The 19,243-nt window shown below is 73.0% G+C and carries 19 protein-coding genes and 1 riboswitch; of the genes, 7 read left to right on the top strand and 12 right to left on the bottom strand.

All coding sequences use genetic code 11. The annotated features are described in order from the left end of the window. The first annotated feature begins 117 nt into the window (after positions 1–117). Positions 118–831, top strand: a complete 714-nt coding sequence (locus AC060K_RS06090; RefSeq protein WP_483764534.1) for a TIGR04282 family arsenosugar biosynthesis glycosyltransferase — start codon at positions 118–120, stop codon at positions 829–831. Further along, positions 828–1,487 (top strand): methyltransferase domain-containing protein, encoded by a 660-nt coding sequence (locus AC060K_RS06095; protein WP_483764535.1) that lies wholly within the window; start codon positions 828–830, stop codon positions 1,485–1,487. The genes AC060K_RS06090 and AC060K_RS06095 overlap by 4 nt, the downstream gene beginning before the upstream one ends. A 6-nt stretch (positions 1,488–1,493) precedes the next feature. Here the strand turns inward: AC060K_RS06095 and AC060K_RS06100 are convergent, their stop codons facing one another. Genes AC060K_RS06100 through AC060K_RS06110 form a run of 3 tightly spaced genes read right to left on the bottom strand, consistent with a single transcriptional unit; the run spans position 1,494 to position 4,413 of the window. Then, positions 1,494–1,850, bottom strand: a complete 357-nt coding sequence (locus AC060K_RS06100; RefSeq protein ID WP_483764536.1) for a hypothetical protein — start codon at positions 1,848–1,850, stop codon at positions 1,494–1,496. Next, positions 1,847–3,058 (bottom strand): molybdopterin-dependent oxidoreductase, encoded by a 1,212-nt coding sequence (locus AC060K_RS06105; protein WP_483764537.1) that lies wholly within the window; start codon positions 3,056–3,058, stop codon positions 1,847–1,849. The genes AC060K_RS06100 and AC060K_RS06105 overlap by 4 nt, the downstream gene beginning before the upstream one ends. Beyond that, positions 3,055–4,413 (bottom strand): hypothetical protein, encoded by a 1,359-nt coding sequence (locus AC060K_RS06110; protein WP_483764538.1) that lies wholly within the window; start codon positions 4,411–4,413, stop codon positions 3,055–3,057. The genes AC060K_RS06105 and AC060K_RS06110 overlap by 4 nt, the downstream gene beginning before the upstream one ends. A gap of 124 nt (positions 4,414–4,537) precedes the next feature. Next, positions 4,538–4,640: riboswitch (SAM riboswitch) on the top strand. Positions 4,641–4,645: 5 nt separating this feature from the next. Here AC060K_RS06110 and AC060K_RS06115 point away from each other — a divergent pair. From AC060K_RS06115 to AC060K_RS06125, 3 genes are all read left to right on the top strand, one after another. Continuing rightward, complete coding sequence (locus tag AC060K_RS06115) at positions 4,646–5,587, top strand: methylenetetrahydrofolate reductase (RefSeq protein WP_483764539.1); 942 nt, start codon at positions 4,646–4,648, stop codon at positions 5,585–5,587. Positions 5,588–5,789: 202 nt separating this feature from the next. Further along, a complete protein-coding gene (locus AC060K_RS06120; protein ID WP_483764540.1) occupies positions 5,790–6,239 on the top strand; it encodes an Hsp20/alpha crystallin family protein in 450 nt (149 codons plus the stop codon). A 207-nt stretch (positions 6,240–6,446) separates the two neighbouring features. Further along, the gene (locus AC060K_RS06125) at positions 6,447–7,673 is read left to right on the top strand and encodes a golvesin C-terminal-like domain-containing protein (protein WP_483764541.1); all 1,227 of its coding nucleotides are present in this window, start codon (positions 6,447–6,449) and stop codon (positions 7,671–7,673) included. Positions 7,674–7,782: 109 nt separating this feature from the next. Here AC060K_RS06125 and AC060K_RS06130 read toward each other — a convergent pair whose 3' ends face one another. The 4 genes from AC060K_RS06130 to AC060K_RS06145 form a co-directional block, all read right to left on the bottom strand. Next, positions 7,783–8,688: a carbohydrate ABC transporter permease gene (locus tag AC060K_RS06130; RefSeq protein WP_483764653.1), complete on the bottom strand. Its 906-nt coding sequence runs from the start codon at positions 8,686–8,688 to the stop codon at positions 7,783–7,785. Positions 8,689–8,697: 9 nt separating this feature from the next. Beyond that, on the bottom strand, positions 8,698–9,573 hold the full coding sequence (locus AC060K_RS06135) for a carbohydrate ABC transporter permease (protein ID WP_483764542.1): 876 nt from the start codon (positions 9,571–9,573) through the stop codon (positions 8,698–8,700). A 5-nt stretch (positions 9,574–9,578) separates the two neighbouring features. After that, a complete protein-coding gene (locus AC060K_RS06140; RefSeq protein WP_483764543.1) occupies positions 9,579–10,826 on the bottom strand; it encodes an extracellular solute-binding protein in 1,248 nt (415 codons plus the stop codon). Positions 10,827–11,017: 191 nt separating this feature from the next. Then, complete coding sequence (locus AC060K_RS06145) at positions 11,018–11,236, bottom strand: hypothetical protein (protein ID WP_483764544.1); 219 nt, start codon at positions 11,234–11,236, stop codon at positions 11,018–11,020. A gap of 83 nt (positions 11,237–11,319) precedes the next feature. Between AC060K_RS06145 and AC060K_RS06150 the strand changes: the two genes are divergently transcribed. Together AC060K_RS06150 and AC060K_RS06155 are read left to right on the top strand one after the other, a co-directional pair. Beyond that, complete coding sequence (locus AC060K_RS06150; protein ID WP_483764545.1) at positions 11,320–12,729, top strand: MFS transporter; 1,410 nt, start codon at positions 11,320–11,322, stop codon at positions 12,727–12,729. 124 nt (positions 12,730–12,853) lie between these two features. Beyond that, a complete protein-coding gene (locus tag AC060K_RS06155; RefSeq protein WP_483764546.1) occupies positions 12,854–13,675 on the top strand; it encodes a 2-phosphosulfolactate phosphatase in 822 nt (273 codons plus the stop codon). A gap of 21 nt (positions 13,676–13,696) precedes the next feature. Here the strand turns inward: AC060K_RS06155 and AC060K_RS06160 are convergent, their stop codons facing one another. The 5 genes from AC060K_RS06160 to gcvP form a co-directional block, all read right to left on the bottom strand. After that, positions 13,697–14,116, bottom strand: a complete 420-nt coding sequence (locus tag AC060K_RS06160) for a (deoxy)nucleoside triphosphate pyrophosphohydrolase (protein ID WP_483764547.1) — start codon at positions 14,114–14,116, stop codon at positions 13,697–13,699. Positions 14,117–14,211: 95 nt separating this feature from the next. Next, positions 14,212–14,433: a helix-turn-helix domain-containing protein gene (locus tag AC060K_RS06165; protein WP_125775724.1), complete on the bottom strand. Its 222-nt coding sequence runs from the start codon at positions 14,431–14,433 to the stop codon at positions 14,212–14,214. A 149-nt stretch (positions 14,434–14,582) separates the two neighbouring features. Continuing rightward, positions 14,583–14,954, bottom strand: a complete 372-nt coding sequence (gene gcvH / locus AC060K_RS06170; protein WP_483764548.1) for a glycine cleavage system protein GcvH — start codon at positions 14,952–14,954, stop codon at positions 14,583–14,585. 22 nt (positions 14,955–14,976) lie between these two features. Then, positions 14,977–16,107 (bottom strand): glycine cleavage system aminomethyltransferase GcvT, encoded by a 1,131-nt coding sequence (gene gcvT / locus AC060K_RS06175; RefSeq protein ID WP_483764549.1) that lies wholly within the window; start codon positions 16,105–16,107, stop codon positions 14,977–14,979. A gap of 26 nt (positions 16,108–16,133) precedes the next feature. Beyond that, positions 16,134–19,115, bottom strand: a complete 2,982-nt coding sequence (gene gcvP / locus AC060K_RS06180) for an aminomethyl-transferring glycine dehydrogenase (RefSeq protein ID WP_483764550.1) — start codon at positions 19,113–19,115, stop codon at positions 16,134–16,136. Positions 19,116–19,243 lie beyond the last annotated feature (128 nt).

The following is a 19,243-nucleotide window of genomic DNA, read 5'->3' on the forward strand; positions in this document are numbered from 1 at the left end:
TGGTTTGTGTGGTGGTGTGGGGGCTCGCCCCCCCCCCCCCCCCCCCACCGAACCACCGATCACCCGGGCGGCGTTGCCGAGCCGCCCCGGACCGTCGTCGTCCTGGCCAAGGAGCCGGTGCCCGGGCGGGTCAAGACGCGGCTGGTGGGCGTCCTCACCGCCGAGGAGGCGGGCGACCTTGCCCGGGCCGCGCTCACCGACACGCTGGAGGCCGTCACGCAGGCCGCCCCCGAGAGCCGGGTCCTGGTGCTCGAGGGTTCCGCCGGGCCGTGGCTGCCGGAGGGGTTCACGGTGCTGCCCCAGGCACCGGGTGGGCTGGACCGCAGGATCGCCGCCGCGTTCGACGACGTGCTCGGGCCGGGCGGCTTCCCCGGTCCGGCGGTGCTGGTCGGCATGGACACGCCGCAGCTCGGGCCGGCGCTGGGCGCGATCGACTTCGCCGGTCACGACGCCGTCCTGGGTCGTACGCCCGACGGCGGCTACTGGTGCGTCGGCCTCCGCGCCCCCGACCCGGCGCTGTTCCACGGGGTGCCCATGTCCACGCCGGGGACGGGCGACGCCCAGCTCGCCCGCCTGCGCGACGCCGGGCTGCGGGTCCGGCTCCTCCCGCCGCTACGCGACGTCGACACCCTGGAGGACGCGGCCGACGTCGCGACGCTCGTCCCCGGCTCCCGCTTCGCGGCTGCCTGGGACGCGGTCACTACCGAGGTCGCGGGACGTGAACGCGCCAGACTGCTTCCAGGCACGCCTCAGGGCTCGGAGGCGGACCTGGAAGCAGTCTCGCGCGTTCACGCCGAGCCGAGCCCCCGTCGACGCCGCGGCCACGCGTGACCGCCCTGCCCGCCCGGGAACCCGGGCTCGTGAACCCGCTGGTGCTGTTCGAGGCGGCGCTGGCGGGGCTGCCGGTGCTCGCGGTCCACTCGTCCCGCGCCCATCCGGTCGACGTCGCCGCCTGGACCGCTGAGCGGGACCCTGTGGACGAGGCGGTCCTGGCCCGCTGCGAACCGCCGGTGCTCGACGTCGGCTGCGGGCCCGGCCGGTTCGCCGCCGCTCTGTCGGCCCGGGGAGTACCGGCGCTCGGGATCGACGTGTCCCGGGCGGCCGTGCGACAGGCGCGGGCCCGCGGGGCGGTGGCGCTGCGGCGGCCCGTCGAAGGCCCCCTCCCCGGCGAGGGCCGGTGGGGCACGGTGCTGCTCGCCGACGGCAACATCGGGATCGGCGGCTCGCCCCCGGACCTCCTCGCCCGGTCCCGCGACCTCGCCCGGCCCGGCGGTCTGCTCGTCGTCGAGGCCGACCCCGACCCGGACGCCGACGAGTCGGGACCGCTCGTGCTCCACGCCGCCGACGGTCGGCGCTCCCACCCCATGCCGTGGGCGCGGGCGGGCTCGCGGCTGCTGCGGAGGCTGGCCGCGCACCAGGGTCTCGCGGTGACGGAGGAGTGGACCCTGGCGGGGCGGACGCTCCTGTGCCTGCGGGTCCCCGTCTGACCCGAGTCAGCGGGCCGCCGCCCACACCGCTACGAGCGCGACGAGCAGGAGAGTCCCCAGTACCAGCACCGCCCCGCGGAGCACGGCCCGGAGGCGCGGCCCGCGTACCCGGCCGAGCACCACCCAGCCGAGGGCGAGGACCAGGGGGGCGAGGACGCCGTCGTGCAGCGCGACGCCGCCCGCGAGCCAGAGCGCCCACGGCGCCCACCACCGGACCGGGACCCAGGTCAGCGCCGACCAGGCGCCGTAGGCGAGCACGAGCAGGCCGGCCGTCACCGCCGTGACGCGGACCCAGCCCAGGGTGGCGGGGCCTGCGCCAGGTCCGCCCGGAGCGCGGCCCTTGCCGGGAGCACCCCCGCTCACGCCGCACCCCCCACCACGAGCCGCGCCACCCACTTGGTCTGGAGCACGCCGGGCCGGTTGGGCGCGATGATCCGGGCGGGGTACCCGTGGTCGAGCGCGAGGTCCTCGCCGTCGAGCCGGAGGGCGAGCAGCGTGTCCTCGTGGGCGACGTACGCGCCCGGCAGGTCGGACTCCCGGTACGACCCGCCGGCCTGAAGGCTCTCGACGTGCACCGGGTCGTCGGGGCGGCCGCCCGCGAGCGCGGCGAGGTCGCGCACGCGGACGCCGCCCCAGCGCGCCGTCGCGCTCCAGCCCTCGACGCAGGCGATGGGCAGCACGGCCTCGTGCTGGTCGAGCGCGAGCAGGTCGTCGCGGGACAGCCGGAGCGTGCCGCCCGGCCCGGTGAGCTCGAGCGTCCAGCCCGGGTCGGTCGCCGCCTCGACGACGCCCGCTCCCTGGGCGGTCTTGTTGACGGCCAGTCCTTGCGGCCCGGCCTCCGGGTCGCGCGGGGCCAGCACCGCGAGGGGCCGCAGCGGCCGCCAGGTCTGCCCGAGCGTGAGCGCGGTGAGCGTGAGCGTCGCCACGGCGACGGCGCCGAGGAACCCGCGCCGGGTGGTCGCGGCCTCGGTGGCCTCCCGCTGCCCGACGGCGTCCGCGCCGCCTTCCGGCACCGCGTCGCCTGCGGGGGCACCGTCGCCTGCGGGGGCACCCAGCGCCCGCACCACGACCGGCAGCTGGACGCCCACGTGAACGAGCACCGCCCCGAGCACGAGCCAGGACGTGGCGTAGTGGACTCGCGTGAACCCGAAGCCGAAGACGTAGAGCTGGAACACGTTCAGCACGCCTGTGACCACCTGGAATGCCGTCGCGGCGACCAGCAGCCCCACCGACGCCCGCTCCAGGCCGTGCCGCCACCCGGACACCACCGGCCGCACGAACAGCCGCGGGTAGACCGCGTAGAGCTTCGCGAGGAGCAGCGGCACGCACGCGAACCCGGCGGCCACGTGCAGCACTTGGGTGACCCGGTACGCCCAGGCGGGCTCGGGGCCGAAGGCCAGCCACGCCACCGGGTGCTGGTGCAGGTGCGAGAGCAGGCCGGTGACGAACAGGATCACGATCGCAGCGCCGAACCCGACGCCGACCCGTGCGACGACGCGCTCGTCGTGGACCGCCGACCGGAAGTTCTCGGGCCGAGGCAGCCGGGCCAGGGCACGGCGGACGGTGGTCACCACGGGGTCCTCAGGAACGTCTCGAGCAGGATCGCCGTGCCGCCCTGGGCGCAGAGCCAGGCGCGGGTGCGGCGGTCGCCGGCCGCGGACCCGGTGACGACGGCGGCCGCCGCGACCGCGACCCAGTAGGCGACCGGCAACCAGATCCGCTCGACCTCGCCCCGCTCGAACCCGATGAGGGCTCCGGCGACGGCGGCCCCGGCGGCGACCAGGACGATCCACCGGGCCGGGACGGGGAGGCTGCGCAGGCGAGTGAGCCCGGCGACCCCGGCCGGCCCGACGAGCGCGCCGAGCACGACGAGGTCGACCAGCAGGAAGTACAGGTACGGGCGGCCCGTGCCCGCGCCCGCCGCCCAGGCCACCTGGGTGGCGGCGATGCCGTCCCACAGCCAGAACCCGGCGAGGCCGCTCGCCACCAGCCCGCCGACGACCAGGAGCCCGGCCACGACGGTGGGCCACACGCGACGGGTGACGATCGGCACCACGAGGGCGAGCGCCCCCATGTGCAGCAGGCCGTAGGAGAGGAACGGGCAGGCGCCGAGCAGCAGCCCCGCTCCGACGGCGGCGGCGAGCCGAACCCCCGCACGAGGCGGTGCCGCAGGACCAGGGGGCGGTGCGCCGCCGTCGGGCAGCGGGGTCGAGGCCGGCGATGTCGACGCCACCGCCAGGAGCGCGACGCCCCAGGCCAGGACGCCGGCGAAGAAGGCGTCGGCGGAGGTGGCCACCCACAGCGCCGCGGGCGCGAGCACCAGGGCGGGCGCGGCGCGGCGGGCGACGTCCTCCGTGCCGCACAGCCGGCGGACGGTGATCAGCACGGCCGGAACCACCGACGCCCCCGCGAGGACGAACAAGGCAGTGGCCCAGCCGGGGCCGCCGAGCCCGGCCCGGTCGAGGCCCGCGAGCAGCAGGACGAGGCCCGGGGGATGGCCCTTGACGTGGATCGGATAGGCGAGGAGCTGGTCGGTGAACCCGGACCAGAAGGCCAGAGGGTCGGCGGCGGCGAGGGGGACGGCCGGCAGGTACTCGTGCCGGCCGGCCGTGGGCGCCACAAGGTCGGACCAACGCACCGAGGCGCCGAGAGCCGTGGCCCAGGCGGTGGTGGCGGCCCAGGCCCCGAGGAGGAGCCCACGCCAGGAGAGGCGGGCCGCCACCCGCGGACCGAACCGGACCACCGCGGCGAGCATCCCGACGGCCACGGCGGTGCCCAGCCCCACGCCGAACGACCAGTGCCCCACGAACGGCTCGGCTCCCGTGAGCAGCACAGCGTCCCCGCGCACGCGGAGCAGCACCGCCCACCCTGCGAGCACCGGGACGGCAACGATCCACACCACGACGGCCCGGACCTCTGCGCTCATACGTCCACAGTGCCAGCAGGCCAGGCCGCCGAGGCGGGCAGCGGACCTGACGGAACCCTGACGGCGACGTGTCCGCCACGTGGACCACCCCTGGCTCACAGAACGGTCGCCGGTATTCTGGGGACAACCATCCAGAGCGGTCGAGAGTCCTGGCTCGTCGACACCGCAGCAACCCGCCGACGGAAGCCTCCCGAGGACAAAGGTGCTAACGCCAGGTCCGATGGAGAGACTCATGGTCACAGAGGCATTCGCACACCCGTCACCCGGCCGGCGCCCCACGGTGTCGTTCGAGCTCATGCCGCCGCGCCGGCCCGAGGCCGCCCCGAACTTCTGGGAGACCGCCCGGCAGCTCGTCGCCGCCCGCCCCGACTTCGTGTCCGTCACCTACGGTGCGGCCGGGGGTGACCGGCAGACGGCGCGGCAGGTGGTGTCGACGCTCCTGGCAGGAACCCCGGTGCTGCCGGTCGCCCACCTCACCTGCGTGGGGGCGTCCCGCGAGGACGTCTCCGAGGTGATCGACGACTTCCTCGAGGCGGGCGTGCGGTCCTTCCTGGCGCTGCGGGGCGACCCGCCGCGCGACCAGCCCGACTGGCGCCCCCCGGCCGACGGCGTGCACTCCAGCATCGAGCTGGTGCGCCTGCTGCGTGAGGTGGAGGCGGCGCGCTGCGCGGCCGACCCGGGCACGGCCCTCCGCGGCGCCGCCCGGCCGCTGACCGTGGCGGTCGCGACGTTCACCGACGGGAACGCCGGAGCGGGCACCACCCGGGCGCAAGAGGTGGAACGGCTCCTCGAGAAGCAGGAGGCGGGGGCGAGCTTCGCCATCACCCAGCTGTTCTACGAGGCGGCGTCGTACGCGGAGTTCGTCGCGGACGCCCGGGCGGCCGGCGTCACGCTGCCCATCCTGGCGGGCATCCTGCCCACTACCGAGCCGCGGCGGCTGCGCCGGGTCGCCGAGCTCACCGGCGTGGCGGCTCCGGCGGCTCTCCTGCGCGAGCTGGACGCCCTGGACGATCCGGAGGCACAGCACGCGTACGGCATCGAGCGGTCGGTGCGGCTTGCTCAGCAGGTGCTCGAGGCGGGCGCGCCGGGGCTCCACGTGTACACGTTCAACAAGCACCGGCCGGCGCTCGACCTGCTCGCCGGGGTGGGGCTGCTGGCCCGCGCGGCTGCCTGACTCCGGGGCCGGACCATCCTCTAGCCAGCGGTTTCTCCGCCGCTCCGCTGTTCGCTCAGAGCGAACACGACACCTCTTGGCACTCACCGGGTGGGAGTGCTAATTCTGGTTCCGTAGCCGGGCGGCGGGGACGCAGCCCCGCCGCCGATTCGCGACGGTCCCGGACGGGCCGGGACCGAGTCGTCGTAGGAGGTGATGTGCGATGGCTACGCGGTGGGACCCGTTCCAGGAGATGGACCGGTTGTTCAACTCCTTGGCCACGACCACACGTGACTCGGCAGCGATGCCGATGGACCTGTTCCGCACCGGCGACCACTACGTTCTCGCCCTCGATCTTCCGGGGGTGGACCCGGGCACCATCGACGTGTCCGTCGAGGACCGCACCCTGACGGTGCGCGCCGAGCGGACCGCCCGCTCGGGCGACGACGTGCAGTGGCTGGTGCGGGAGCGCCCGGCCGGCACCTACGCCCGCCAGCTGACGGTGGGCCGTGGTCTGGCTCTCGACAAGATCTCGGCGTCCTACGCCGACGGTGTGCTGTCGCTGACGATCCCCGTGAGCGAGGAGGCCAAGCCCCGCAAGGTGGAGGTCTCCCACTCGGGCATGGCGACCCCGATCGAGCAGAGCAGCGGACAGCAGACCATCGAGGCCTGACCCGTCGGAGCCCCGGGTCAGGACCCGAGCACCTCGGGTCCACGGAACGGCCGGCCCGCCCGAGCGGCGGGCCGGCCGTTCCGCGTCCCGGGATGTCCTCCTTGTGACATCTTGAGAAATTCTTTTCGCAGGCATGGTCAGAACGTGGGTGAAAGTGGTACCTCTTCGGAGCACCATCTCCCGTCCACACGACCACCGGAGGCCTGTGTGTCCACCCGCCCCACGCACGACCACGACCACGACCACGAGCACGACCACGCCCTGAACCGCCGGGATCTGCTGCGCGGTGCCGTCGTGCTCGGCATCGGCTCGTCCACCGGCTTGATCTCCGCCGCTGTCGGCGCTGGTGCGGCCGCCGCCGACGAGGCAGTCGGCGCGGCTGCCACCCAGGCCGCCGGCCCGTCCGTCTGGCCCGCTCCCGACCCGTCCACCCAGGCCGCTCTCGACGCGACCGCTGCCGCTCCGGGCGTCCTGGTCGCCGCCCCGACCATCGCGAGCTGTGCCACCTGGGGCGCCGCCGCCCCGCGCGGCACCATCTCGACGGTCAGCACGGACCCCGACAAGATCCTGATCCACCACACGGCGTCCGGGAACGTCACCGACTACTCGCAGGCCGCGGGCTACCAGATCGCCCGCGACATCCAGCAGTGGCACTTCGCCAACGGCTGGGTCGACAGCGGCCAGCACCTCACGGTGAGCCGCGGCGGCTACGTCATGGAGGGGCGCCGGGGGTCGCTGTCCCGGCTCCAGACCAGCAACGGGATGGTCGTCGGCGCGCACGCCCCGGGCCAGAACGACAAGGCCATCGGCATCGAGAACCAGGGCACGTACACGAACGCGACGCCGCCCGCCGCGCTCTGGAACCGTCTGGTCCAGCTCTGCGCCTACATCTGCCAGCAGTACAGCATCGCGCCGTCGCGGATCTACGGCCACCGCGACTTCACCGCGACGGAGTGCCCGGGCGAGGCGTTCTACGCCCTGCTCCCGCAGCTCCGCACCGAGGTGGCCGCCGCCCTCGCCGGGACTGCCTGGTCCGTGATCGTGGACAACACCTCGGCCGGGTTCGCCGCCGGGGCGAGCTGGCTCACGTCCACGTACTCCGGCGAGCGGTACGGCGCCAGCTACCGGTACGCGACGCCCGCCGAGGTGAGCGACCTCGCCACCTACACCGCCACGATCCCGGCCGCGGGGCGCTACCGCGTGGAGGCCTGGTTCCCCGGCATCGCGGGCTACAACGCCTCGACGCCGTTCGTGATCAGCACGGGCAGCGAGACCACCACCGTCCGCGTCGACCAGTCCACGGGCGGCGGCGCCTGGCTCTCGCTGGGCACCTACGCCATGACGGCGGGAACCCGGCAGGTGGTGTCGGTCAGCCGCTGGACGTCGGGCACCGACTACGTGATCGCCGACGCCGTCCGCATCACCCGGGTCTGAACGCACCTCCCGGGTCCCCCGCCCCGAGTTGTCAGAAGCTCTCCGGCGTATGTGCCGGGGGGGGTGGGGCCAAAACGGCGGGGCGGGGGGGGGGGGGGGGGGGGGGGCGCTACTTCAGCGAGCCCGCCGTGAGCCCGCCCACCAGGCGTTTCTCGATGGCGAGGAACAGCAGCACCACGGGCACGATCGCCACCACCGACACCCCGAACACGTAGTGCCACGACGTCTCGTACTGGCCCACGAACTTGGTGAGCGCCACCGACAGCGGCTGGTTCCCCGCCGTGGACAGCACCACGAGCGACGCCGCGAACTCGTTCCACGACGCCACGAACGTGAACACGATCGCCGTCACGACGCCCGGCCACACGAGCGGCAGGTTGATCCGCGCCAGCACGGTGAACGTCCCGGCGCCGTCGAGCTGGGCCGCCTCGTCGACCTCCTTGGGGATGCCCGCGAAGAAGCTGTGCATGATCCACACGGCGAACGACAGGTTGAACGCGGCGTTCACCAGGATCATCGCCGCCCAGGTGTCGAGCAGCCCCACGGCGAGGAACTCCCGGAACAGGCCCGACGTGAGCACCGCCGGCTGCATCATCTGCGTGACGATGACGAGGAACAGGAAGACGTACCGGCCCGGGAAGCGGAACCGCGCCGTGTAGTACGCGGCCGGAAGCGCCACCGCCAGCACCAGCAGCGTGGCGCACACCGAGATCACCAGGGTGGAGACCAGGTTCTGCACCAGCGGCGTCTCGGGCGTGGACCACATGGTCACGTAGTTCTCCCAGTGCCACTCCACCGGGAAGTAGGTGGGGTCCACGGACCGGATCTGCGCCTTCGTCTTCACCGAGCCGAAGAACATGATCAGGTACGGCAGCAGGAACACCACGAGCACCGCGAGCCCGGCCGTCGTGCGCAGCACGACGGAGGCCAGCGGCACCTGGTCCGTGGTGTAGCGCCGCCGGCGCACGGTCCGCACGGGAGCGGTGCCCGACGGCGGCCTGGCCGCCTCGGTCATGACGGCCACCTAGACCTCCTCGAGCGGGCGGACGACCCGCAGATAGACCGCGACGATGGCTACCACCAGCACGAAGGCCACCACGGACAGCGCGCTGGCGAGGTCGATCCGGTGCTGGTTCTGCATGTACTTGAAGATCATCGTCATCACGGTGTCGGCGTCGTAGCCCGGGATGGACCCGGTCATGACCCGGAGGATCGGCAGCGAGTTGAAGACGTTGATGATGTTGATGAGCACGGCGACCGCCAGCGCGCTGCGGAGCTGGGGCAGGATCACGCCGAAGTAGGCCCGCACGGGCCCGGCGCCGTCGATGCGCGCGGCCTCGACCGTCTCCCCGGGCACCGTCTGCAGCCCGGCGAGGATCGTGTAGGTGGTGAAGGGCAGCGAGACGAAGACCGCCACCGCGATGGCCCATGCGAACGCCGTGCCGGGGTTGCGCGTCCAGCCGAAGCCCTCCGGCCGGTCGATCAGCCCGATGTCGACGAGGAACGCGTTGATGATGCCGAAGTAGGGCTCGAGGCCGTAGTGCACCACGAGGGTGGTCATCACGACGCTGGCCGCCCACGGCACCACCACCGCCATGCGGACGAGCCGCCTGCCGGGGAACGCCTTGTCGAGAAGCTGCGCGAGAGCGAGCGAGATCACGACCGTCAGCCCCACCACCACCACGACCCACACCAGCGTGCGCCCGACGATGGGCCAGAAGTAGGGGAATGCGAAGACCTCCGCGTAGTTCGCGAGGCCGACCCCGCCCCGGTCGACGCCGCTCTGGCTGATGTCCCGGGTGCTGTTCCCGATCATGAGACCGATCGGGAACAGCACCACGAGGACGATCAGGGCCAGGGCGGGTCCGATCCAGGGCAGAGCCCGGAGGAACGCCCTCATGGCCGTCAGCCCGCGTCGACCTGGGCCTGGATCTCCGCCAGCACGTCGGCGGCGGGCTTGCCGGTGGCGAGCTGGCCGAAGAGCGCCTTGAACGCGGAGTCCGCGGCGGACCACTTCGGGTTGGCGTTCGGGTAGAACTGGGCGTCGGGCAGCACCGCCAGGAACGGGGCGAGCGCCTCCTCGTCGGCGAGCGCATCAGCACCCGTCTTCGTGGTGGGCAGGAAGCCTTCGGCCTGGACCCACGGCACGTACACGTCGGCCGCGTAGAAGTAGTCGAAGAACGCGGTGACGGCCTCCTGCTTGTCCCCGTCGTTCTGGAACGCCATGAGGTGGTCGGCCACGCCCAGCGTGAACGGGCTGCCGTCCTTCGTGGGGATCGGGTGGACCGAGTACTCGAGCGCGGGGTTGTTCTCGGCGATCTGCCCCACGGTCGGCGGGAGGCCCACCTGCATGCCGATCTTGCCCTGGACGAAGATGTCGAGCAGCGGCGTGCGGTCGGTGGAGCCGGCGTCGGCCTGCGTGGCGCCCTCCGCGACCATCCGCTGGACGAACTCGGCGGCCGCGAGGTTCTCCGGGGTGTCGATGGTGATCTCGTCGGCGTCGCCGAAGGTGCCGCCGCCGCCCCACAGCCACACCGCCGCCTCCGCCTGGGCCTCCTCCGACCCGAGCGGCATGCCGTACCCGGCCACGCCGCCGCCGAGGGCGGAGACCTTCTTCGCGGACTCGAGCAGCTCCTCCCAGGTGGTCGGCACCTGTGCGCCGGCCTGCGCCAGGAGGGCGTCGTTGACGAAGAGCGCCCGGGCCGACGCGATGAACGGCAGCCCGTAGGTCACGCCGTCCACCTGCGCGTTGGCCAGGAAGCTGTCCTGGAAGTCGGCGTAGGTCTCGTCCGAGGTGACGTCCTCGACCGGGTACAGCAGCTCGTCGGCCGCGAAGCCGGCGAACGGTCCGCCGTTGTAGATGTCGGGAGCCTGACCGCCCTGGATCTTGGTGGCGATGACGCTCTCGAGGTTGTCCCACGACTCCACCTGGAGGTTGACAGTGATGTCCGGGTTCTCGGCCTCGAACCCGGCGATCACGTCTTCCCAGAGGCCCTGCGTCGCGTCGGAGTAGCTGGGGACGAGCAGGTCGAGGGTGGCCCCTCCGTCACCGCCCCCGTCGTCGGTGCCGCCGCCGAAACCGCAAGCGGTGAGTCCTGTCGTGGTGACCAGCGTGATCGCGATGATCGCGCCGGCTCGCCTGGTGTGCCGCACGTGTGCCCCTTGTCGCCGGTCCTGACGAATTTGCGCCCGATCCGTACTTTCCTATCGAGGGCACGATGCTGGCGCACGCCGACACTCCGGTCAAGACCTCACCAAAAAAGGGAAAGCGCCGTCCCTGGGGTCCGCAGACCTCGGGGACGACGCTCGAATCACTCGGCCTCGGCGACAGAGACCGCGAGTCCTCAGCGCTCGCGCGCGCCCACCATGGGCAGGCCGAAGGCGAGCGCCACCGCGACGATCCCGCCCACGAACAGGTACGGCCCCACAGCCACGTCGCGGGAGGCGCCGATGCCGATCAGCGCGAGACCGGCGAGGAACAGGACGAAACACAGGACCACGCGGACGAGCAGGACCGGCGTCGGCTCCTGCTTCTCGCGGCGGGCCACCTCGAAGTTGCTCATGGCACAACCGTAGCGCGGGCCGTGGCACGCATCACCCGCCACCCCCCTGGAACCCACGGCGCGGCCTTCATAGAATCGATTCGATGCCTTCCACCCCGCCGTTCTCCGGCACCGCCCTGCCCGTGGACCCTCGAGTCTCCCGCGCCCGCTGGTCCCTCATGGCGCTCTTCGTCCTGTTCGGCGTGACCCAGACCAGCTGGATGAGCCGGCTGCCCTCCATCCGCGAGGGTCTCGGCGTCTCGTCCGCGGAGCTGGGCGCGTTCCTCATCGTCGGAGCCGTCGGCGCCCTCGCCGCGGTCACCACCTCCGGCGCCGTCATCACCCGCTTCGGCAACCGCGCCACGCTCGTCTTCGCCGCCTCGGGCAACGCGGTCGGCTACTCCCTGCTCGCCGTGGGCGTCGCCCTCGGCAGCGTCCCCGTGTTCCTCGGCGGCGTGCTGCTCAACGGCATCTGCGGCGCCCTCATGAACACGCCGATCAACCTCGGCGCCGCGCTCGTGGAGCAGCGCCTCGGCCGCACCGTCCTGCCCCACTTCCACGCCGGCTTCTCGATCGGCGCCGCCGTGGGCGCCCTGGTCGCCGCCGCGTTCGCCGCCGCGCAGGTCCACGTCTCCGTGCAGGTGGCGATCGTCGCCGTGGCCGTCACCGTCGCACGTGGCTTCCTGATCGGCCCCGCGACCGCCCTCTCGGCCCGGCCCGGCCGCCAGACGGGCGTCCCCGAGCCCAGCCCGCGCCGTGGTGCCGGACTGCGCGCGGCCCTGGGCGCGTGGCGTGAGCCCCGCACCCTCCTCATCGGCCTGGTGCTCCTCGCCGGAGCGCTCTCCGAGGGTTCGGCGGGCAACTGGCTCGCCATCGCCGTGGTGGACGGCTTCGCGGTCCACGAGGCCGTGGGCGCCGTCGCGTACGGCACCTTCGTGGGCGCCATGACGGTGGTGCGGCTGGGCGGCACCCGCCTGCTCGACCGGTTCGGACGCGTGGCGGTGCTCCGCGCGTCGGGAGTCTCCGCCCTGGTCGGGCTCGGCCTGTTCGGCCTCTCGCCGGATCTCTGGTGGGCCTGGGCCGGCATCCTCCTCTGGGGCGTGGGCTCGGCTCTCGCGAGCCCGGTCGCCATCGCCGCGGCGTCGGACGAGCCGATCCACGCCGCCGCGCGCGTGTCCGTCGCGACGTCGTTCTCCTCGATCGCGCAGATCTCCGCACCGCCGCTCCTGGGCCTCCTCGCGGACGCGATGGGCGCCCGTCACGCTCTGCTCGTGATCTGCGCGGCCATGGTGCTGAGCCTCGCGGTCGCCGGCCAGGTCCGCCCCGTCGCGCCGTCGGGCGCCGACACCGGTGCGGGCGCGGGCGGCGACCAGCCGGGCGCCTCACCGGCCCAGGCTCCGCGGCCCGACGACGCGGCACCTGCTCCCGTCGCCGCCTCACCCGACGCCCCGCTCGCCCAGGCCGAGGCGGACGCCCTCGCGGGCCGGTCGGAGCGCGTACCGGCTGGCGTCTAGCCGGGACGGACATCCGGGTGATCTTGGGCATTTCCGGGAGCCGTTATCAAATCTTCACCCGGGATTGCAGGGGTGTTCGCCCTCAGCGAACATCGTTGCCCCGAGAAGTCACTACCATCCGTTCGTGAGCACTGCCACCTCAGCCTTCGACCAGCGTCCCGCCCGCGTCCGCACGGACTGGGGGCTCTCCGGCGCCCTCGCCCTCACCGCAACCGGCGCCCGGTCGTCGCTGGTGGTCGTGATCGACGTGCTCTCGTTCTCCACGTCGGTGACGGTGGCCTGTGAACAGGGGTCCGGCGTCTACCCGTTCCCGTACCACGACCCCGCGGGCGCGGCCCGGCTCGCCCGCACCATGCGCGCCGCCCTCGCCGGGCCCCGCTGGGAGCAGGGCCTCAGCATCTCACCCGCGTCGCTCCTGGACCTCGACGCCGAGCGACTGGTGCTCCCCGCACCCAACCCGTCGGCAATCTGCCACACGATCGCGAGCCGGGGCGCCCTGATCATCGTGGGCTCGCTGCGCAACGCCACGGCGGTCGCCGGGCTCGCCGCGGCGCACCTCGCCGCGAACGACGCCCACGACGTGGTGCTCGTCCCCGTGGGCGAGCGCTGGCCGGACGACACCCTGCGCCCCGCCCTCGAGGACAACCTCGCGGCCGGCGCCATCGCCGCCCGCCTCACCGACATGATGGACGACGACGTCACGCGCCTCTCCCCCGAGACCGCCGCCACCGTCACGCTGTGGCGCGGCACCAGCGACGCCGCCGACACCATCGGCGGCACGGGCAGCGGTCGCGAGCTCATCGAGACCGGCTTCGTGGACGACGTGACGATCGCGTCCCAGCTCGACGCCACCGACGTGGTGCCGGTGCTCGTGGACGGCGCGTTCGTGCCCCTGGGCCACCGCATCGCGGCAGCCCGCGCGGCCCGCCAGGTCGTCCCGGCCTGACAGGCCCGGCCGGGGCGCGACCTACGGGGCCAGGTGGCCCTCGATCGCCGTCACGATCGGCAGGTCACCGTCCAGCCAGTCGACAGCGCCGAGCTCATCGCGGGCGAGCCACCGCAGCTCGTCGTGCTCCACGAGCGGCGCCGGGTCGCCGTCGGCCACCCGGGCGAACCAGAGCCGCATGACGTGCCGGGCGGTGATGTGCCACGCGCCGTCGTCCGGGCCGGGAACCTCGTCTCCGAGCTCGACACCGACGCCCAGCTCCTCGCGGAGCTCGCGGTGCAGGGCCTGGACCGGCGACTCGCCGCCGTCCACCTTGCCGCCCGGGAACTCCCACCGGCCGGCGATCTCCGCAGGGCGCGCGCGCCGCGCGGCCAGGAGCCGGGTGGGCCGGGACAGGTCGTCGACGATCGCGGCGGCGACCACGAGACGTCGGGCAGGCATCCCGTGAGTCTGCCACCGCGCCTCCCCGGACGCGACGACGGCACCCGGCGACAGGATGTCGCGGGTGCCGTCCGAGATGCTGCGCCCCGGTTTGCTCAGTAGAGTCCCATCCGACGCGCCATCGCCACGGCCTCGGCCCGGGTGGACACGCCGAGCTTCTTGTAGACGCTGCGGACCTGGGACTTCACCGTGTTGCGCGTGACGAACAGGCGGTTGGCGATCTGCTCGAGGGTCACGTCCTCGGTCAGGTTCGACAGCACGACCTGCTCCCGACGCGTCAGCGTGGGGAAGACCGGGTTCAGCTCGATGGCACTCATGGGGCTCCTCCTCTGCAGCGGCCGGGACTGGGGTCCGGCCGAACGGTTGCTGCTATGAGGTAGGAGTGACGTGGATCGCGTTCATGACGCGATCCGCGGAGAATTCTCTGCCTGAGTCAGAAACTGGGCCCGCGCTCCCTGGGCCCGCGTCAGTGACCGGTGTGCTGCGCGTACTCCTCGGCGGTGAGCAGCTGCCCCTCCGAGCTGACCTCCACCTTGAAGAGCCAGCCGGCACCGAACGGGTCGGCATTGACCACTGCCGGGTCGTCGATCGCCGCCTGGTTGACCTCGACGACGGTGCCCGACACCGGCGAGTACAGCTCCGAGACCGACTTCGTGGACTCGATCTCGCCGATGACGGTGCCCGCCTCGACGGAGGCACCCACGGCGGGCAGCTCCAGGTAGACGACGTCGCCGAGCGCCTCGGCAGCGACGGACGTGACGCCCACGACGGCGGGAGTCGACGTGTCGACCCACTCGTGCTCGACGGTGTAGCGCAGGGCGGCGGGGAACTCGGCCATGATGGCTCCTCGGTTCAGGGGTTCAGTTCTGGGGACGACGGTAGAACGGCAGCGGCACGACGACGAACGGTTCGGTCCGCCCGCGCACGTCGACGGCGAGCTCGGTGCCCTCCGCGGACAGCTCGGGCGTCACGTACGCCATGGCGACGGGGTAGCCGAGGGTGGGCGACGGCGCGCCGGACGTGACGGTACCCACCGGCGTGCCGGACCCGGGAGCCAGGACGGGGTACCCGGCGCGCGCGGGCCGCTTGCCGAGCCCGCGCAGACCCACGAGCACCCGTGACGGCGCCGAGTGCCGACGCGCCTCGAGCGCGGCCCGGCCCACGAAGTCGGCCTCCTTGTCGAGGCGGACGACGCGGCCGAGACCCGCCTCGTACGGCGTGGTGGTGGTGTCGAGCTCGTGGCCGTAGAGCGGCATGCCCGCCTCGAGGCGCAGGGAGTCGCGCGCGGACAGGCCCGCGGGCACCAGCCCGAGGGGCTCGCCCGCGGCGAGCAGGGTGCGCCAGAGCACGGCGGCCGACGACGACGGGACGAACAGCTCGAAGCCGTCCTCGCCGGTGTAGCCGGTGCGGGCCGCGAGGGCGACGACCGAGCCGCCGTCGCCCACCGTCAGGGTGACGGGCGCCGCCGCGTAGTACTTCATCGAGTGCACCGTCGCGACGTCGTCACCCGTGACGAGCCCGGCCACGATGTCCTCCGCCCGGGGTCCCTGCACGGCGATCAGAGCCGTCTCGTCCGACCGGTCCTCGACGACCGCGTCGAACGCCGCGGACCGCTCCAGGAGCTCGCGGGCGACGAGCGGAGCGTTGCCCGCGTTCGCCACCACGAGGAACTCCTCGTCACCGGTCCGGTAGACGATGAGGTCGTCGAGCACCGCGCCATCCTCCGCGCAGATCATCGAGTACTTGGCCCGGCCCACCGCGATCGCGGCGGCCGACCCCACCAGAGCGTGGTCGAGCGCGGCCGCGGCGCCGGCGCCACGGACCCAGATCTCGCCCATGTGGGACAGGTCGAACAGCCCGGCCGCCTCGCGAACCGCACGGTGCTCGGCCAGGTCGCTGGTGTACCGCAAGGGCATCAGCCAGCCGCCGAACCCGGTCAGCGACGCACCGAGCGCCTCGTGCTCGTCGTGCAGCGGGGTCTTCTTGTCCATGATCGGCTCTCTCTCGGCTGCGGAGGTCACTCGGCGAACGCCTCGACGGGCGGGCACGAGCACACGAGGTTGCGGTCGCCCTTGGCGCCATCGATCCGGCGGACGGGCGGCCAGTACTTGGCGGCCCGCAAGCCGGGCACGGGGAACGCAGCCACGTCGCGCGAGTACGGCTTGTCCCACGCGTCCGACGTGACGGCGGTCGCGGTGTGCGGGGCGTTGCGCAGGGGCGAGCCCTCCACGGTCCACGTCCCGGCAGCGACCGCGTCGATCTCGCCGCGGATCGCGATCATGGCGTCGACGAACCGGTCCAGCTCGGCCAGGTCCTCCGACTCCGTGGGCTCCACCATGAGCGTCCCGGCCACCGGGAACGACAGCGTCGGCGCGTGGAAGCCGTAGTCGATGAGCCGCTTGGCCACGTCCTCGGCCGTCACACCGGTCTGCGCGGTGATCTGCCGAAGGTCGAGGATGCACTCGTGCGCCACGAGCCCACTCGGACCGGTGTAGAGCGTGGGGAAGTGGTCGGCGAGACGGGAGGCCACGTAGTTCGCGGTGAGCACCGCGGTCTTGGTCGCCTCGGTGAGCCCGTCGGCCCCCATCAGGGCCACGTACGCGTACGAGATCGGCAGGATCCCGGCGCTCCCGAAGCGGGTCGCCGACACCGGGGCCACAGTCTCACCGTGCGTGGCGCCCGGCGTCGGGTCTCCGGGCAGGAACGGCACCAGGTGCTCGGCCACAGCCACCGGGCCGACGCCGGGACCGCCGCCACCGTGCGGGATGCAGAACGTCTTGTGCAGGTTGAGGTGCGACACGTCGCCGCCGAACTCGCCCGGACGAGCCAGCCCGACGAGCGCGTTGAGGTTGGCGCCGTCGATGTAGACCTGGCCGCCCGCCGCGTGGACCAGGTCACAGACCTCCCGCACGTGCTCCTCGTAGACGCCGTGCGTGGACGGGTAGGTGATCATGATGCCCGCCACCTGCGGACCGTGCTGCTCCAGCTTGGCGCGCAGGTCGTCCAGGAGCACCTCGCCGTCGTCGGCCGTGGCGACCACGACGACGCGCAGGCCCGCGAGCGCCGCCGACGCCGCGTTGGTGCCGTGGGCCGACGCAGGGATGAGCACGATGTCGCGACCCGCCTCGCCGCGCGACGCGTGGTACGCCTTGATGGCGAGCAGGCCCGCGAACTCGCCCTGAGACCCGGCGTTGGGCTGCACCGAGACCGCCGCGTAGCCGGTGATCTCGGTGAGCTGGGCCTCGAGGTCGCTGATGAGCTCGGCGTAGCCGCGGGTCTGGTCCGCGGGTGCGAACGGGTGGATGTTCGCGAACTCGGGCCAGGAGATGGCTTCCATCTCGGCGGTGGCGTTGAGCTTCATGGTGCACGAGCCGAGGGGGATCATCGTGCGGTCGAGGGCGAGGTCCTTGTCGCTGAGGGTTCGCAGGTAGCGGAGCATGCTGGTCTCGGAGCGGTGCTTGTGGAAGATGGGGTGCGTGAGGTATTCCGTTGTCCGGGTCACCTCCGCGGGGAGGTCGGGCGATGTCGGCTCGCCGCCTCGCTCACGCGCCTGGCTCGTTCCTCGCGCAGGCGCTCCGCTACGGCTTGACGGCGTCGAGCCGACATCACCCGACCTCCCCGCTTCCTGCTGCGTCGCACCTTGCAGGGTGGTGGTGAGGGTGGTGAGGACTGTGTTCACGTCGTGGGCGGTGGTGGTCTCGTCGCAGGCGATCTGGACGTGGTTCTCGTCCGCCAGGTAGAGGTTGTAGCCCGCGTCCGCTGCTGCCCTCACCAGGTCCGCTGCCTTGCCGGGGGCCTCGATGCGGATCGTGTCGAAGAAGATCTCGTGCTCGATGGCGATTCCTGCTTCGCGCAGGCCGTCTGCCAGCGTTTTCGCGTGGGTGTGGACCCGGGTTGCGATCGCCTTCAGGCCCTCGGGGCCGTGGTAGACGGCGTACATGCTGGCCACGATCGCGAGCAGCGCCTGCGCGGTGCAGATGTTGGACGTGGCCTTCTCGCGGCGGATGTGCTGCTCACGGGTGGCCAGGGCCAGGCGGTAGCCGGCGGCGCCGTCGACGTCGACGGAGACCCCGACCAGGCGGCCGGGGAGCTGGCGCTCCAGACCCTTCTTCACGGCCATGTAGGCCGCGTGCGGGCCGCCGTAGAACAGCGGCACGCCGAACCGCTGGGCGGAGCCCACCGAGACGTCGGCGCCGAGCTCGCCCGGCGAGGTGAGCAGCGTGAGGGCGAGCAGGTCGGTCGCGACCGTCACCAGCGCCCCGGCGGCCTTGGCCTCGGCAACGACGCCGCGCGCGTCCAGGACCCGCCCCGACGCGCCCACCTGCTGCACGACCAGGCCGACCATGGTGCCGGGAGGCAACGCACCGGCGTCGGACACGGTGGCCAGCGCCTGCTCCAGACCCTGGGAGAGGTCCGCGACCACCACGGGGAGGCCGATGGCCTCCGCGCGGCCGCGCGCCACGGCCAGGGACTGCGGGAAGAGGTCGGCGTCGAGGACGACGTACCCCTCGGCAGCGCGGGAGACGCGCCACATGAGGGCGACGGCCTCGGCGACGGCGGTCGCCTCGTCGAGGAGGGACGCGTTCGCGATCTCGAGCCCCGTGAGGTCCTCGACGGCGGTCTGGAAGTTGAGGAGGGCCTCCAGGCGACCCTGCGAGATCTCGGGCTGGTACGGCGTGTACGCGGTGTACCAGGCGGGGGACTCGAGGACGTTGCGCCGGATGACAGGCGGGGTGTGCGTGCCGTAGTAGCCGAGGCCGATCATCTGGCGCTTCACGACGTTCTTGCCCGCGACCTCGCGCAGGTGAGCCAGGACCTCGGCCTCGCTGCGGGCGGCCGGGAGATTCAGCGGCCGGTCGGTCCGGATCGTCTTCGGCACCGCCGTGTCGACCAGGGCGTCGAGCGAGTCGTAGCCCAGCTGGTCCAGCATGGTGCGGACCTCGCGGCCGCGGGGCCCGAGGTGTCGGTCGGCGAAGACGTCGGGGTTGTACTGGGTCACGACGGGCTCCTGGCTCTCCGGAACGAGGTCCGAGACGGCGGGGTCGGGTACGAAGCCCTCCCCGCTCTGTCATCGGACACTGTGCCCGTCTGCGGACACCGCGTCGACCTGAGAGTTTTGCCGGTCCG

Source organism: Antribacter sp. NEAU-D49 (assembly GCF_057158775.1).